The 16,289-nt window shown below is 65.4% G+C and carries 12 protein-coding genes; 8 read left to right on the top strand and 4 right to left on the bottom strand.

All coding sequences use genetic code 11. The features are described from left to right. The first annotated feature begins 114 nt into the window (after positions 1–114). From CEJ42_RS02595 to CEJ42_RS02580, 4 genes are all read left to right on the top strand, one after another. A complete protein-coding gene (locus CEJ42_RS02595; protein WP_237772503.1) occupies positions 115–1,548 on the top strand; it encodes an O-antigen ligase family protein in 1,434 nt (477 codons plus the stop codon). A gap of 72 nt (positions 1,549–1,620) precedes the next feature. Beyond that, complete coding sequence (locus CEJ42_RS02590) at positions 1,621–2,877, top strand: glycosyltransferase family 4 protein (RefSeq protein ID WP_079215293.1); 1,257 nt, start codon at positions 1,621–1,623, stop codon at positions 2,875–2,877. Further along, positions 2,874–3,989: an acyltransferase family protein gene (locus CEJ42_RS02585; protein WP_243397760.1), complete on the top strand. Its 1,116-nt coding sequence runs from the start codon at positions 2,874–2,876 to the stop codon at positions 3,987–3,989. The genes CEJ42_RS02590 and CEJ42_RS02585 overlap by 4 nt, the downstream gene beginning before the upstream one ends. A gap of 104 nt (positions 3,990–4,093) precedes the next feature. Continuing rightward, positions 4,094–6,073: an acyltransferase family protein gene (locus CEJ42_RS02580; protein WP_207760377.1), complete on the top strand. Its 1,980-nt coding sequence runs from the start codon at positions 4,094–4,096 to the stop codon at positions 6,071–6,073. Positions 6,074–6,126: 53 nt separating this feature from the next. On the opposite strand, the gene CEJ42_RS02575 is transcribed toward CEJ42_RS02580, so the two are convergent. Continuing rightward, positions 6,127–7,527 carry an Atrophin-1 multi-domain protein gene (locus tag CEJ42_RS02575; protein WP_243397759.1) on the bottom strand — a complete coding sequence of 467 codons (1,401 nt, stop codon included), beginning with the start codon at positions 7,525–7,527 and terminating at the stop codon, positions 6,127–6,129. A gap of 294 nt (positions 7,528–7,821) precedes the next feature. Between CEJ42_RS02575 and CEJ42_RS02570 the strand changes: the two genes are divergently transcribed. The 4 genes from CEJ42_RS02570 (at position 7,822) to CEJ42_RS02555 (ending at position 12,879) form a co-directional block, all read left to right on the top strand. Continuing rightward, on the top strand, positions 7,822–9,012 hold the full coding sequence (locus tag CEJ42_RS02570; protein ID WP_088749934.1) for a glycosyltransferase family 2 protein: 1,191 nt from the start codon (positions 7,822–7,824) through the stop codon (positions 9,010–9,012). After that, a complete protein-coding gene (locus tag CEJ42_RS02565; protein WP_243397758.1) occupies positions 8,999–10,204 on the top strand; it encodes a WecB/TagA/CpsF family glycosyltransferase in 1,206 nt (401 codons plus the stop codon). Before CEJ42_RS02570 ends, CEJ42_RS02565 begins: the two co-directional genes overlap by 14 nt. Positions 10,205–10,325: 121 nt before the next feature. Continuing rightward, on the top strand, positions 10,326–11,462 hold the full coding sequence (locus tag CEJ42_RS02560) for a nucleotidyltransferase family protein (RefSeq protein ID WP_079215291.1): 1,137 nt from the start codon (positions 10,326–10,328) through the stop codon (positions 11,460–11,462). Between the two features lies 1 nt (position 11,463). Next, positions 11,464–12,879, top strand: a complete 1,416-nt coding sequence (locus CEJ42_RS02555; protein WP_088749933.1) for a mannose-1-phosphate guanylyltransferase/mannose-6-phosphate isomerase — start codon at positions 11,464–11,466, stop codon at positions 12,877–12,879. A gap of 74 nt (positions 12,880–12,953) precedes the next feature. Here the strand turns inward: CEJ42_RS02555 and CEJ42_RS02550 are convergent, their stop codons facing one another. Genes CEJ42_RS02550 through CEJ42_RS02540 form a run of 3 tightly spaced genes read right to left on the bottom strand, consistent with a single transcriptional unit; the run spans position 12,954 to position 16,251 of the window. After that, positions 12,954–13,916 carry a beta-1,6-N-acetylglucosaminyltransferase gene (locus CEJ42_RS02550; RefSeq protein ID WP_088749932.1) on the bottom strand — a complete coding sequence of 321 codons (963 nt, stop codon included), beginning with the start codon at positions 13,914–13,916 and terminating at the stop codon, positions 12,954–12,956. 2 nt (positions 13,917–13,918) lie between these two features. After that, entirely contained in the window at positions 13,919–14,923 is a 1,005-nt protein-coding gene (locus CEJ42_RS02545; protein ID WP_088749931.1) for a polysaccharide pyruvyl transferase family protein, read from the bottom strand. Beyond that, on the bottom strand, positions 14,920–16,251 hold the full coding sequence (locus CEJ42_RS02540; protein ID WP_079215287.1) for a lipopolysaccharide biosynthesis protein: 1,332 nt from the start codon (positions 16,249–16,251) through the stop codon (positions 14,920–14,922). The genes CEJ42_RS02545 and CEJ42_RS02540 overlap by 4 nt, the downstream gene beginning before the upstream one ends. Between the last annotated feature and the right edge of the window lie 38 nt (positions 16,252–16,289).

Raw genomic sequence — 16,289 nt, 5'->3', positions numbered from 1 at the left:
CCGAAAGGCCGCGGTCCTGCGGGACCTGTGGTGATGTCTATCCTTGTCGCGAGATGCGCGCCGCCCGGCGGCCGCTTTCGCGGGCATATGCGGCCGCATGCGGAGAAATAAAAAATGATGAAAAAGACCTACCTGCAAACATCGCAGCTGCTGCTCCTGGCCGGTGCGGTCATGGCGGCCGTGCTGATCGGCATGGCGCTGCCCGTGGCAGCGGGCCTCTTGGGCGACAGCTATGCGCGCCTGGCGGCGGTGCCGGCGCTGTTCATCCTGGGGGCGTTGTTCATCTTCAACCGGCACTTGCTGTTGCTGATGATCTTCTTCTTCCGCGCCTCCGGCGACATCGTGCTCGAGTCGACGCGGGTGGGCGGATCGGGCGGCGTCGGCCTGGGCGGCGCGATCAATGCGCTGATCATCCTGATCGCCATCCTGTTCGTGGTGGAGAAGCCCAAGCTGCTGCCGCGGCGCGTGATCGTGCCCTGGCTGATCCTGATGGCGGTGGCCTGCGCCGGCGTGGTGATTTCGCCGGATCGCGGCGCGGCGGTCAAGATCGTGCTGTCGCTGAGTTCCTATTTCGCGGTGTTCGTGTGCGCGTTCTATGTGGTGCGTTCGCCCGAGGACTTCCGCTCGCTGATTCGCCTGATGGTGGCCTCGTCCATCCTGCCGGCGCTGTACGCGGTGGTGAACGTGGCGCTCAATGCCAAGGGCGGGCTGGCCAACTTCCGCCTGCAGAGTACCTTCGGCCACCCGAACATCTTCGCCTTCTATCTCACGCTGGTGATCTCGCTGGGCCTGTACATGGTGAAGAGCCCGGCGTTCCAGCTCAACCAGTTCAAACGCATCGTCCTGATCGGCTACATGGTGGGGCTGTTCGGCCTGCTGCTGCTGACGCAGACGCGCAGCGCCTGGATCGCCTGCTTCCTGCTGTTCTTCGTCTATGGCGTGATGTTCGAGCGGCGCTACCTGATCTACCTGGCGATCCTGCCGATGCTGGCCTTGCTGGTGCCCAGCGTGCAGGACCGGGTGCTGCAGCTTGACAGCGGCAACACGGTGCAGACCTACGCCAAGCTGAACTCCTTCGCATGGCGGGTCTACCTGTGGGAGTCGGGGCTGAAGTGGATGTCGGTGACGCGCTACCTGACCGGTTACGGCGTGGAGGCCTTCCCGTATTACTCGCAGACCTTCTTCCCGCTGGCCGGCACCACCAAGTGGGGCGCGCACAGCGTGTTCGTGCAGTGGTTCTTCGACACCGGGATCATCGGCACCATCGCCTATCTCGCGGTGTTCTACCAGGTGCTGCGCATGCTGATGCGCTTCTTCGCGCTGGACAGGCTGGGCGCGGTGATCCTGATCTGTACGCTCATCGAATACCTGGTGGTCTCCGCCTCCGACAACCTGCTCGCCTACCTGGCTTTCAACTGGTATTTCTGGCTGCTGCTGGGCATGGGTTGTTCGGTGTACTTCAACAGCGAGGCATTCCAGCGCGAGAGCGCCGGAAAAAAACGTCGCCAGCCGCAAGCCGGCCTGCAGCAAGGATTGCGGCAGGCCTGAGCGCGCCACGACGCGCATCATCGTCCCGGCGCCAGTGAACGCCGGGCCGCAAACATTGCCACAAGAGATGACATGCCGAGAAAAATAGCCTATTTCATCAACCAGTATCCCAAGGTGAGCCACAGCTTCATCCGGCGCGAGATCGCAGCCGTCGAGGAGCAGGGCTTCACGGTGCAGCGCATCGCGCTGCGCGGCTGGGATGCGGAAGTGGTTGACGACGACGACCGCGCCGAGCGCGATCGCACCCAATACGTCCTGCAGCGCGGCATGGCCGGCTTGCTGGCGCCGCTGGCGCGCAGGCTGGCGGCGAGTCCGGGCCGCTTCTTTTCGGCATTGACGCTGGCGGTGCGCATGGCTGCGCGCGGCGAGCGCGGCCTGCCGTATCACCTGGTCTACCTGGCCGAAGCCGCCCAGGTCGTGGAGTGGACCGCAGCCTTCGGCGCGCGCCACATCCACGCCCACTTCGGCACCAACTCGACCGAGATCGTCATGCTGGCGCAGGCGCTGGGCGGGCCTTCCTACAGCTTCACCGTGCATGGCCCGGAAGAGTTCGACAAGCCCCTGGCGCTGGGGCTGGATGAAAAGATCCGCCGTTCCGCCTTCACCGTGGCCATCACCTCCTTCTGCCAGAGCCAGCTGTACCGCTGGGTGGAGCAGGAGGCGTGGTCCAAGGTCGCCATCGTGCATTGCGGCCTGGACCGCGCTTTCTACGCCGACGCCCCCGCGCAGGCGGCAGCCGCGCCGCGCCTGGTGTGCGTGGGCCGCCTGTGCGAACAGAAGGGCCAGCTGCTGCTGGTCGAGGCGGCCGCGCAGTTGCAGCGGCGCGGGCTGGCGTTCGAACTGGTGCTGGCCGGCGACGGCGAGATGCGCCCGCAGATCGAGGAGCAGATCCGTCGCCACGGCCTGCAGGAAAAGATCCGCATCACCGGCTGGATCAGCAGCCGGCAGGTGCGCGAAGAGCTGCTCGCCGCGCGTGCGCTGGTGCTGCCCAGTTTCGCGGAAGGCCTGCCGGTGGTGATCATGGAAGCCATGGCGCTGCGTCGCCCGGTGCTGACGACCTATATCGCCGGCATCCCCGAACTGGTGCTGCACGGCGAAAACGGCTGGTTGTTCCCGGCGGGCGACGTCGAGCGCCTGGTGGAGTCGATGCAAGCCTGCCTGGACGCGTCGCCGCAGGTACTGGAACAGATGGGCGAGGCCGCCCATGCGCGCGCCGTGGAGCGCCATTCCATCGGCACCGAGGCCGCCAAGCTGGCGCGCCTGTTCGCGCTGCACTCGGCGCCGCAGGCGCAGGGCGTGCCGGCGGGCCAGGCGGAGGGCGCCCGATGAGCGTGGTCCACGCCAGACAACAAGGGATCGCCGCGCACGACGCCGCGTCGGCGACGAGCATGGTGCATACCAAGCACAAGGAAATCCCGTCGCTGGACGGCTGGCGCGCGGTCGCCATCGCCATCGTGTTCCTCAGCCATGCCGGACTGGGGCGCATCGTGCCCGGCGGCCTGGGAGTGACCATTTTCTTTTTCCTCAGCGGCTACCTGATCACGACGCTGCTGGTGCGCGAATTCAACGCCCATGCGGCGATCAACATCCGCCACTTCTACGTGCGCCGCGTGCTGCGCCTGACGCCGCCGCTGCTGCTGGTGCTGACGATCACCTACCTGTTGACGCACTATGGCGTCTTCACCGGCAATGCCTCCTGGAGCGGCTTCTTCGCCCAGTTGTTCTACTTCGCCAACTACTACGCGCTGTTCTTCGACGCCGGCCATTCGCTGCCGCAGGGCACGGGCGTGTTCTGGTCGCTGGCGGTGGAGGAGCATTTCTATTTCTTCTTCCCGGCGCTGTTCGTGTTCCTCATGCGCAAGGCCGACCGCAGGAAGATTCCGCTTTACCTGTGCGTGTTGTGCGTGCTGTTCCTGCTGTGGCGCTTCTACCTGGTCACCGCCACGGGTGCATCGATGGAGCGCACCTACTACGCGACCGACACCCGCATCGATTCCATCCTGTTCGGCTGCATCCTGGCCACCACCCAGTTGTCCGATACGCTCAAGGCGACGCTGCTGCGTCCGCGCATGCGCATCGCCGGCGTCAGCGCCGGGCTGGTGTTGCTGCTGCTGACCCTGGTGGTGCGCAACGACGTGTTTCGCGAGACGCTGCGCTATTCGCTGCAGGGCATCGCGCTGATCCCGCTGTTCTTCTATTCGGTGTCCCATCCCGGCAGCTTCCCGTTCCGCATGCTCAACCTGCGCTGGGTCCAGCGCGTGGGAGTTTATTCCTATTCGATCTACCTGTCGCATGAAGTGCTGCTGAGCAACGTGGACTGGGTGTCGTCCAACCCGGCGCTCAACATCCTGGCGGCCCTGGCATTGTCTTTGCTGTTTGCAATGCTGGTGGACCGTTTCATCGACGTTCCGCTGCGCGCGGTGCGCGCCCGGTTCCGCTAGTTTCACCAGATGTCCGAGGCAATCACGTGCTATTGATCAACAAAAACGATGCCGGCCAACCGGCAGACCAGATCGGCCGCCCAGGGGACGCGGCAGGAGAGGCTGTGCGCGCGACGGTGCCTGCGCATCCGCAGCTGCATCCCAAATACCGTCCCGACATCGACGGCCTGCGCGCCATCGCCGTCGGTTCGGTGGTGATCTTCCATGCTTTCCCCGAGTGGTTCGCGGGCGGCTTCATCGGGGTCGACATCTTCTTCGTCATCTCCGGGTTCCTGATCTCGCTGATCATCTTCAACAACCTTGAGCACGGACGATTTTCCATCGTCGATTTCTATGTGCGGCGGGTCAAGCGGATCTTCCCGGCGCTGATGACGGTGATGGTGCTGACCATGGCCGCGGGCTGGTTCGTGCTGTTCGCGGACGAATACAAGCAGCTGGGCAAGCACCTGTTCGGCGGCTCCACCTTCATCTCGAACTTCCTGTTCTGGCGCGAGAGCGGCTACTTCGACAATTCGGCCGAGACCAAGCCGCTGCTGCACCTGTGGAGCCTGGCCATCGAAGAGCAGTTCTACCTGTTCTGGCCTTTGCTGCTGGCCTTCGTCTGGAAGCGCCGCTGGGGTTTCCTGCGCATCATGGCGGTGGTCGCGCTGGTGTCGTTCGGGGTGAACCTCTACCTGATCGGGCATGACCAGACGGCGGCCTTCTACTCGCCGCTGGCGCGCTTCTGGGAGCTGATGGTAGGCGGCGCGCTGGGCTACATCAACCTGCATCGCCGCGACCTCAACCAGCGCTACAAGGACCTGCAGGCCTGGCTCGGGCTGGGCATGCTGGTGGTGGGCTTCGCATTGATGGACGGCTCGCGGGCGTTTCCGGGATGGTGGGCGCTGCTGCCTTCGATCGGCGCCTTCTTGCTGCTGTCGGCCGGCCCCGAGGCGTGGTTCAACCGCACCGTGCTGGCCAGTCGCGCCATGGTGTGGATCGGCCTCATCAGCTATCCGCTCTACCTGTGGCACTGGCCGCTGCTGGCCTTCTCCACCATCATCGAAGGGCAGACCGCGCCGCTGGCGTGGCGCCTGGGCGCGGTGGCCGCGGCGGTGCTGCTGTCCTGGCTGACCTTCCGCTTCATCGAGCGGCCGCTGCGCGGATCGGCCAACATGCGGGTGGTGCTGTCGCTGCTGGCGATCAACATCGCCGTCGGCCTGGGCGGCATGGCGATCTATCTCAACAACGGCTTCGACGCGCGCGGCATCAACAAGAAGCTCGACTACATCTCCGACACCGACATCTTCGAGGGTTCGCGCAATTCCGACGGCAGCTGCACGCGCCTGAACCAGCTGCAGGGCGTCAACGAGGAGGTCTGCCTGTCCAACTCGGCAACGCCGCAGACGCTGTTCGTCGGCGACAGCCACGTGATGGCGCTGCATTCGGCGATCTTCGCCGGCCAGGAGCGCATGCCGGCCATCATGGTCGCGGGCCACGCCTGCCGCGTCTATCCCAACCTGCCGTATACGCCGACCAACCTGCTGCGCTGGGCCAACAACTGCACGGCGATCGCCAATGAAGCCATCGCGGTGGCCGGCAAGCTGCCTTCGGTCAATACCGTGGTGATCAGCGGCGCCTACCCGCGCGGCAACCTGGAGCAGGCGTCCGAGTACTTGGTGGACGGGCGCGCGCTGAGTGCGCGCGAGGCGTTCCTGTCGGGCTATGGCGCGCTGATCGAAAGCTTCCTCAAGGCCGGCAAGCGCGTGGTGTTCATGACCGACGTGCCTTACCTCAAGCTGGATCCGCATTCCTGCGTGAACCGCTTCGAGGACGGCGTGTCGCGCGAATGCGCCTTCGCCCAGGCCGAACACCGCGCCATCCGCAAGGACTACGACGCCGTCGTCACGCAACTGCAGCGGCTGCATCCGGGCGCGACCTTCTTCAACCCGGAGTCGCTGTTCTGCCCGGACGGCATGTGCAGGGCCAAGCTGGGCGACGAGTATCTCTACAACGATACCCAGCACGTGAGCCTGGCCGCCTCCAGGTATCTGCTGGACACCATGCGCAAGCGCGACTTGCTGCCGCCGGCGCAGCAGAACTAGCGGAAATGAAAAAGCCCCGCGTCGGCGGGGCTTGAAGGTGAGGAAGGGCGCGCTCAGTCGGCCTTGAGCAGTTCGCCGCCGACGCTGGACGCCTGGCCGGTGCCGCTCCTGGCGTAGAGCGCCAGCGCGGGCGTGGTGGCGGTCCAGGTGAAGGTCTTGCTCTGGCCGTTGTCGAGATAGCCGGTGTCGACCGTCATCTTGCCGGCGGCCTGGTCGTAGACCGAGAAGCGCAGCTTGCCGCCGCCGGTGGTGCGGGCGGTGATCTTGTAGGTCGCGCCCATGACCGGCTTGGCCCAGGTCACGGCGTTCATGCCGCGGTTGCTGTAGTTGACCACCTCGGAGACCGAGCTGGTGGAAGGAAACACCACCGCCTGGTCCCACGAGCTGTACTTGCCCAGGGTGCTGCCGGATTGCTGGGTCCAGTTGCCGCGCATGGACAGCAGATTGAGGTTCTGGGTCGGCGTGAAGTTCTTGCCGTTGCCGTCCACCCAGCCGGAGGCGCCGGTCACGCGGCGCAGGCCGGCGCGGATGACCTGGAGCTCGCTGGCCACGGTGTTGTTCCAGCCGTTCGGATGCAGGTTGTAGGAAGCGCCGATCTCGACGTAGATGACAAACGGCGTGCCGGTGTTGGCGTCGACGATGTAGGCGCCGTAGCGCTTGAGGGTCTCGGCGATGCGGCGCAGTTCGGGATCGGTGAGCTTGCTGGTGTCGAACGATGCCGGCAGCATCACCAGCGCGCCTTCCGGGAATTTGCCGCTGTTGAGCTTGGCGGCGTTGGTATCGGCCGAGGTGGCCGGGAACACATAGGTGGGATTGGCGGACAGGCCGTTGAAGGTCAGCGACATCGCCAGCGCGTGCGAATAGAAGTCCGGCTTGGCCGCCACCTCATGGATGCGGATCAGGCCGCCCGAGGCCGGCACGCCGGTGGCGCGCGCGCCCTGGTAGTAGTGGCCAGGCTCCGGCCAGCCGCGGCCGTTCAGGCGGGTCCAGGAGTACTGCGCGGCGGTCCATTGCGTGCCTTGCTGCTTGAGCTGCCAGAAGGAATGGATGATGTTGTTGACCGGATCGACGATGTCGGCGTGGCCGTCGGACCCCGGCGCCGGCTTGGCCGCGGCGGGCCAGTGCGGAATGGTGACGTCGTGGTAGTTCTCGTCGTCGGTGTTGAACAGGCCCTTGCTGCCGGAGGCCCCGGTCACGGTCACCGCCGGGTCTTGCGGCGACGCCAGGAACATGCCGGTGGAGTAGGCGTTGGCGGTGATGGCCGGGAAGTAGCTGGAGGTCGGGATCACGTCGTCGCCGAAGGTCGGGTTGACCGGGCGACTGTTCCACAGCGAGTCGGCGGAGAAGGGCTTGAGGTAGGTGCCCCAGTCGTCCGCTGCGGCCGTGCCGGACCAGACGGATCCGAGCAGCGCGACGGCCGGAAGTAGGCGAAGCGCGCGTGGTAGTGGTTGCATCGATGCTCCTTGGTGGTGGAAGTAGGGATGAGGAGGTGAAGCGGTTTGGTGTTCGTATTGTCTGGAGCGATCCCGCAACTCTGCTGAAAAGTATAGCGGCGATGCGGCGTCGGCTCCAGCCGCGGCGCGTGTCCTTTTTTACCTGGCCTGTCTATCGGATGGAATCTTTTCGATGATGAGCTCTCAAAAAATGATGCTGCGCGGCTGCCGCAGGTTCGGTGGAGGCGACGCAGTCGCCGTAGTTCCCGTCGGGCTTCGAAAGGTGCCGTCAAGGCGTGAGACAGAGAAAGTTCGATGATGATCCTTGCAATTCAATATCTCTTGCTGCTGGCCTTGTTGCTGCTGGCCGTTCCGGTCCTGGTGCTGCTGTCGCAGGTGATGGCGGCCCGTTACGCAAAGACCTTGCCGTCGCCGGCGGCCGAGCGCAGGCCGCGCATTGCGGTGCTGGTGCCGGCCCACAACGAAGCCGCCGGCATCACCGAAGTGGTGCGCGGCATACGCGAACAGCTGCAGCCCGGCGACCGCCTGCTGGTGGTGGCCGACAACTGCTCCGACGCCACTGCCGTGCTGGCGCGCGGCGCCGGCGCCGAAGTCACGGAACGTTTTCACGACAGCCTGCGCGGCAAGGGCTATGCGCTGGACCATGGCATCCGCCATCTGGCCCAGCAGCCTCCGGAGGTGCTGATCATCGTCGACGCCGACTGCCTGCTGGGCAAGGGCGCGCTGGAGCGCATCGCGCGCGCCTGCGAGCTCAGCGGCCGCCCGGTGCAGGCGCTGTACCTGATGCATGCCCCGGAGAACACCGGCCCGATGCGACGCATCGCCGAGTTCGCCTGGGTGGTGAAGAACCATGTGCGAGCGCTGGGCTTCCAGAAGATGGGCTTGCCGTGCCAGCTGATGGGCACCGGCATGGCGTTCACCTGGGCGCAGATCAGCCAGGCCGAGCTGGCCACCGGCCACATCGTCGAAGACATGAAGCTGGGCGTGGACCTGGCCGAAGCGGGGCAGGCGCCGTTGTTCTGTCCGGAGGCCATGGTGTACAGCTTCTTCCCCACCAGCGACAGCGGCGCGCAGACCCAGCGCACCCGCTGGGAGCACGGCCACCTGAGCGTGCTGATGACTTACGTGCCGCGCCTGCTGGGCGGTGCGTTCAAGACCGGCAGCAGCGCGCTGGCCGGGCTGGCGCTGGACCTGTGCGTGCCGCCGCTGGCGCTGCTGGTGGCGCTGTCGGTCGCGGCCTGGGGCGTGTCGGCGGCGGGCTACCTGCTGTTCTCCTGGGCCTGGCCGCTGGCGCTGGCCAGCGTGCTGTTGCTGAGCATCGTCGTGTCGGTGCTGCTGGCATGGTCGGGCTTTGCGCGCCAGGTGCTGAGCCTGGGCGAGCTGTTTTCCGCATTCGCTTACGTGGCGCGCAAATTGCCGCTTTATTTCAAATTCGTCTTCAACCGCCAGGTCGAATGGGTGAGGTCAAAACGTGACTCTGAATAATGCTCAGCTCAGCGCCGGATTCGGCGCTCAATACGAGGCCTCGCCGGCAGAACCGAAGCTGCAGCAGGCACGGCCGGCGGCGCTGGCGCGGCCTGATTTCAGCCGCGAGGTGTACTGCATCCTCGGCTTGCCCTTCGATCGCGTCAGCCTGGAAGAGGCCGCCGCGCTCATGCGCGACGCCGCCGCGCAGAAGCGCCGCTGCTTCCTGTCCACGCCGAACCTGAATTTCGCGGTGGCCTGCATGGACGACGCGGCCTTCAGGAATTCCGTGATCCAGAGCGACCTGTCCATTGCCGACGGCATGCCGCTGGTGTGGATCGCCAAGGCGACCGGCCTGCCCATCAAGGAGCGGGTGGCGGGGTCGAGCCTGTTCCAGGCCTTGCGCACGGCGCGCACGGGCGCGGCGCAACTGCGCGTGTATTTCTTCGGCGGCCCGCCGGGCGTGGCCGAGGCGGCCGCCGAGCGGCTCAATGCCGAGACCTCGGCCATGCGCAGCGTGGGCTACGACTCGCCCGGTTTCGGCAGCATCGAGCAGATGAGCGACGCCGCCACCATCGCTCGCATCAACGACAGCGGCGCCGATTTCCTGGTGGTCGCGCTGGGTGCGAAGAAGGGGCAGGCCTGGATCCAGCACAACCTGGCCGACCTGCGTACGCCGCTGGTGAGCCATCTGGGCGCGGTCGTCAATTTCGTCGCCGGCACGGTGTCGCGCGCGCCGGTGTGGGCGCAGAAGACCGGCCTCGAATGGCTGTGGCGGATCAAGGAAGAACCCAAGCTGTGGCGCCGCTATTGGGATGACGGCGTGGCCTTGCTGACGCTCTTGGCCACGCGCGTGATCCCGTGCGCACTGGAGGCGCGGCGCCGTCCGGCCGCGGCCGAATTCGAGCAGGCCGAGCTGGCATGCCGCCGCGATCGCGGCGATTGCGAACTGCTGCTGGCCGGCGCGCTGGGCGCGCCCAACATCGCGCGCCTGCGGCCGCTGCTGGAGCAGGCGGCCGGCGCCGACGAGCCGGTCGTGGTGGATTGCGGAAAATTGCGCCACATCGACAGCGCGGCGCTGGCGTCGCTGATGCTCTTGTATGGCGATTGCGTGGCCAAGGGCCGCCCGTGGGCCATCATCAATCCCGATGAAGCGCTGCGCCGGCAGTTCCGGCTGCATTGCGCCGAGTACCTGCTGCAGCCGCGGGCGTAGCGGATGAACCAGATCAGGAGGAGACATGCCCGCCCGGGCAGCCGATAAAAAAATACAGGCATCCGGTCAACTGGCTTGATTTTGTCCATCCACAAACCACGTCGAGGTACCGATGAAAGCAATGATTCTGGCAGCGGGCAAGGGCACCCGGGTGCGGCCGCTCACCTACGAGCTTCCCAAGCCGATGATCCCCATCCTCGGCAAGCCGGTGATGGAGTATCTGGTCGAGCACCTCGTCAAATATGGCGTGCGCGACATCATGGTCAACGTCAGCTATCTGCATGAGCGCATCGAGCGCTATTTCGGCGAAGGCGAGCGCTTCGGCGCGCGCATCGGCTATTCGTTCGAAGGCTACGTCAACGACGAAGGCACGGTCTTCCCCAATCCCATCGGCTCGGCCGGCGGCATGAAGAAGATCCAGGAGTTCGGCGGATTCTTCGACGACACCACCCTGGTGATCTGCGGCGATGCCCTGATCGACCTCGACCTCAGTTCGGCGCTCTTCGAGCACCGCCGCAAGGGCGCCCTGGTGAGCGTGATCACCAAGGAAGTGCCGATGGACCAGGTGTCGAGCTACGGCATCGTGGTGGCCGACGAGGAGGGGCGGGTGAAGTCCTTCCAGGAAAAGCCCGACCAGCAGGACGCCTTGTCCAACCTGGCCAGCACCGGCATCTACATCGTCGAGCCGGCGGCGCTGGACCTGATTCCCAAGGATGTCTTCTTCGACATCGGGTCGGACCTGTTCCCGCTGCTGGTGGAGCAGGGCGTTCCCTTCTACGCACAGAAGCGCTTCTTCAACTGGATCGATATCGGCAACGTGACCGATTTCTGGTCCGTGCTGCAAAGCGTGCTCAAGGGCGAGGTGGCGCAGATGTACGTGCCCGGCAGCGAGATCAGGGAGGGCGTCTGGGTCGGCCTGAACACCCGCATCGAGTGGGAGGGAACGGTCATCGAAGGGCCGGTCTACATCGGCGCCGGCAGCCATATCGAGGCCGGCGCCACCATCATCGGACCGGCATGGATCGGCCATGGGAGCCATGTCTGCAGCGGCGCCCAACTGGTTCGCAGCGTGCTGTTCGAGTACACTCGGGTTGCGGCCGACACCCGTATAGAAGAGACCGTGGTCTGCGGCGCCTACAGCGTCACGCGGGACGGTGAGATGAAGCATATTTCCGAATACCAGAATACCCACTGGAACGACGCGCGCGACCGCCGGCTCAAGCCGCGCACCGCGATCCAGGAAGCAAGGAGAGCCTGACATGAAGATCCATCCCGTAATCCTTTCCGGCGGTTCCGGCACGCGACTGTGGCCCTTGTCGCGCGCGGCTTATCCGAAGCAGCTGCTGCCGCTGGTGAGCGACCAGACCATGCTGCAGGAGACCATTACCCGCGTGTGCGCCTGGCCTGAAGCGCTGGCGCCGGTGTTGGTGTGCGGCAACGATCATCGCTTCATGATCGCCGAGCAGATGCGTGAAGTGGACGTGCGCCCGCACGCCATCATGCTCGAGCCGCAAGGCAAGAATACGGCGCCGGCGGTGGCGGCGGCGGCGTTCCAGCTGCTGCGCCAGGATCCCGAGGCGGTCATGCTGGTGCTGCCGGCGGATCACGTGATCACCGACCGGGCCGCTTTCCACGAGGCGGTGCGACGCGCCATGGCCTCGGTCGAGCAGGGCGCGCTGGTGACGTTCGGGATCCAGCCGTCCAAGCCGGAAACCGGCTACGGCTACATCCTGCGCGGCCAGGCGCATGGCCAGACCGGCAATTTCTCGGTCGACCGGTTCGTCGAAAAACCCGATCTGGAGCGTGCCCAGGCATTCCTCGACGACGGCCGCTACTACTGGAACAGCGGCATGTTCCTGTTCCGCGCCCGCGACTATCTCGACGAGCTGGAGCGCCATCGCCCGCTGATCGCCGCCGCCATCAAGGAGGCCGTCTCCAAGGCCTACACCGACCTGGATTTCTGCCGCCTGGATGAATCGGCGTTCGCCTCGTCGCCCTCGGAGTCGATCGACTATGCGGTGATGGAAAACACCCAGCGCGCGGTGGTGGTGCCGGCCGACATCGGCTGGAGCGACGTCGGCTCCTGGAGCGCCTTGCAAGAAGTGATGCCGGCCGACGCCGACGGCAACGTGGTGCGCGGCGACGTTCACCTGGACGGCGTATCCAACTCGCTGGTGCGCGCCGAGAGCCGCATGGTGGCGGTGCTGGGCGTGGAGAACCTGGTCATTGTGGAGACCGACGACGCGGTGCTGGTGGCGCACAAGGACAAGGCGCAGGACGTCAAGGGCGTGGTCGACAAGCTCAAGCAAAGCAAGCGCAGCGAGCATATCCACCACAAGCGCGTGTTCCGTCCCTGGGGCAGTTACGAGAGCGTCGATTCGGGCGAGCGCTTCCAGGTCAAGCGCATCATCGTCAAGCCGGGCGAGAAGCTGTCGCTGCAGATGCATTACCACCGCGCCGAGCACTGGGTGGTGGTCAGCGGTTCGGCGCTGGTCACGCGCGGCGAGGAAGTGACGTTGCTGAGCGAGAACGAGTCGATCTACCTGCCCATCGGCGTCACCCACCGGCTCGAGAATCCCGGCAAGCTGCCGCTGCATCTGATCGAGGTGCAATCCGGCAGCTATCTCGGCGAGGACGACATCGTCCGTTTCGACGACGTCTACAAGCGCGCCTGATCGCGGCACCCGAGCGTGAATTGAAAAGGGAGAGCCGCGGCCCTCCCTTTTTCATTGGCAGGCGCGCCGGGTGCTCATGCGCTGTTGGCGGCGATGGGCATCTGCGCGGCCTCGGTTTCCTGCGCGATGCGCGTCTTGCGCCGGTTGGTCGCGAACAGCGCCTCGATCACTTCCCAGGGGTTTTCATCGAACTTGCGGGCGAACAGCACTTCGCCCGCGGGCAGCGGGCAATTGTGGTTGGCCGAGTTCATTACCAGCGGTTGCGCGAAATGCTCGAGGTGGAACTGCTTGAGCGTATCGGGGCTCATCTGCCCCGGCCGCCAGTTGGTGTAGGTGATGCTCGGGGCCAGCGTGGGCGCGAACGGCGAGTTGCCCATGATGGTCTGGAAGAAGAATTCGTCCGAGCAGTCGACATGGTGCGAAAAGCGCACGAAGCGCCGGTGCTCGCGTACATACGCGAGGACGTAGGCGCAGGCATGGCCGGTGATGGCCCACCACTGGGAACCCGCCATCGGCTTGAGCTCGCCCAGCGCGGCCTGGTAATTGCGCAGCGGCGCGTACTTGTTGATCCAATCCTGCAGTTTCCATTTCACGCGCAGCAGCGGACGCGCGCGGCGCAGCCAGTAGTGCGTCAGGCGGCCGATGCCCTTGCCGTACTGGTCGTTGGGCATGGGGAAGGATTCCATGAAATTGGCGTCGGGTCGCGCCGCGAAGAAATCTTCGATGTACCAGGTCGGCTGTACCGGCAGGGTGGCGCCGCTGAGCAGCACCACGCGCGTGAAGCCCGGGTCGTGGCGCATCGCCAGTTCCATCATGTCCAGCGTCGCCTGCACCAGCGAGAAATCGGCCCAGGCCCCGTTGCGGCGCTGCTGGCAGAAGTGCACCCCGGGCCTGGCCCTGAGCTCCCCGAAGATCGAGATGTCGGCCTTGCTGTCGATGTGCACGAAGAAACTGGCGCGTTCGCTGGAGAGTTCGTCCACCAGCCGCGTCAGCAGCCTGGGGTTGTTGTGCGCAAGGATCAGGTAGGCGATCTTCATCTTCACTCCTTGACCAGGGTGGTCAGCGGACTGGCGGCGGTCCACTGGTTCATGTAGGTGGAATTCTTGCCGTAGCTGTTGTCGATCACGATGTTCTTCTTGTCCATCAGGCAGGACAGGATGTGGCCGTGCAGGCGGTCGGTGACGATGGTCTCGTGGTCGGCGAACAGTTTCACGGCCTTGCCCATGAAGCGGCGCGAGACCGGCACCCAGAACCACAGCGCCAGCTTGGTCAGCGCGCGGTCCCAGCCGTAGCGGTCGAAGCGCCATTCGAGCTTGGCGAACAGCGTCATCAGGCGGCGTTCGTCGCCGATCACGTCGACCCAGTCGGTGGTGGTGCGAATCGGCAGGCTGCGCAGGCTTTCCGGCGTCTTGGGCTTCTCCGGGTCCACGCGCTGGATGCGCACGTTGCCCTGTGCCGCGCCGCCGCTGTGGCGGATCGGGTAGAGATGGTGCGCCATGTCGGGCACCAGGTAGACCTTGTCGGTGAATTCGTAGGCCAGCTTTTCGGAGACGGTGTCGCGCACGAACAGGTGCAGGTCGGGATGGCGCGAGATCGTCGCCGCCGACCTGGCGCGCGCCTCAACCGAGGAGAAGAACAGGGTCTGCGGCATCAGCACGATGCGGTTGTCGGGGAAGGCCGCGATCAGCTTCTCGCGCAGGTCGTGGATGCTGCCGTAGATGTCGCCGAAGTTGCCGCCGCCGTGGAACACCAGCACATCGCCCGGCCGTACCCACTGGTGGTCGAAGTAATAAGTGTTGGAGACCGTCGCCGGCGACAGGCCGTTGTCCTTGAAGAAGCGCACCGTGCCCAGCATGATGAGCAGGTCGCCGATGTTGTCGTGCACCGGGATGTCGATGTAATGGAAGCGGCGTCCCTTGAGCAGGGCGGTGATCGCCGTGTGGTGCTGCTTGAGGCCAAGCATGATTTCCTGGTGTTTTTGCATGATGGTCTTGTCTTCCGTGAAATCCTGTTGCGGCAGGCTGCCTGCCTGGATGCCGTTCATACCGCTTCTCCCTTGCCTACGCGGCGCGCCTGCAGGCGCGCCTTGATCATTGACAGTCCTTTTTGAATTTCCGCGCGCGAGGGGAACAGGCGCGGCACCGGTTCCTTCAGCACATAGGGATAGATCGCCAGCGTGATGGCCATGCGCAGCGCCGCGCCCAGCAGCATCAGCAGGGCCAGGTAGACCGAGATGTTCTCCTTGGGCAGGAAGGGCAGCAGGGCGACCACCGGCAGCACCGAAATGAGCTGGCGCACCAGCACCAGGCCGGGCCGGCCCGCCGCATTGAAGCGCTGGGCCAGGGTCCAGCCGGCGCCAGAGACCACGCACTCGAACATCAGCACGATGAAGGCCGGCGTCATCGACGCGAACTTGGGACCGTAGACCAGCTGGATCAGCCACGGCGACAGCACGGCGCCGATGCCGGCCAGCGCCATCATCGGCAGGAAGGTCAGGCGAAAGGCGATGTTGATGCTGTGGGTCAGCTCCTTCTCATCCTTGCCCGCGTAGCGCGAGTAGAGCGCGGTGTTCATCGCCTCGAACAGCACGCCGATCAGGCGCGAGGTGGTGAAGGCCAGCGAGTAGTAGCCGAACTCGACGATGGTGCCCACCTTGAGCAGGTAGACCTTGTCGAAGTTGGTCAGCGCCAGGCCGATCAGCACCGTGCCGTGCTGGTTGAAGGCGTACTTGAGCAGGTGGCCGCTGGAGGCCTCGCGCGGCGCCGGCGGCGGGTTGTCCAGCGGGCGGAACACATAGCCGCGCGCCCAGTTCAGGCACAGCGCGATCAGCAGCAGCGCGCAGGCCAGCTGGCCGGTGAGCACGTAGACGAAGTCGACCGGGCGGAACACCAGGTACAGCAGCAGCAACGCCGCCAGGTTGAAGAACACGCCGGCGATGCGGGTGACGTTGAGGAAGGACAGGCTGGGCTGCATCTGGGTCAGGTTGACCAGGTAGTTCTGCAGCGCCGTCACCAGCGCGAAGCCGGTGATGAGCAGCATGTGCTCGCGCAGTTGCGGGTCATGATTGAACAGCAGGCCGCCCGAGGCCAGCGCCGCGGCCAGCACGGCGATGAACAGCGCCGAGAGGAACACGAAGCGCTTTTGCCGGAAGCGCTGTCCGGCGCCGCGGTGATAGATGTAACTGAAGGCCAGCCCGCACGCCGCCACCGAACTCGACAGGGTGATGATCAGCACGGCGCCGGAGAGCAGGCCGCGTCCTTCGGGCCCGAGCATGCGCGCGGTCAGGACGGAGATGAAGAAGCCGATGGCGGTGACGCCGACGGTGGTCAGGAGGGTCTTGCCTGAGGATTTGACGATTTCTTTGAATGACATTCGGCGTTTGGCGTAGTAGTGACTTCAGCGGGCAAGGA

The sequence above is a fragment of the Herbaspirillum robiniae genome, from assembly GCF_002213415.1.
GTDB classification, from domain to species: Bacteria; Pseudomonadota; Gammaproteobacteria; order Burkholderiales; family Burkholderiaceae_D; genus Herbaspirillum; species Herbaspirillum robiniae.
Note: the sequence above shows the minus strand (reverse complement) of the source record. Positions and strands in the feature narration are given on the sequence as shown.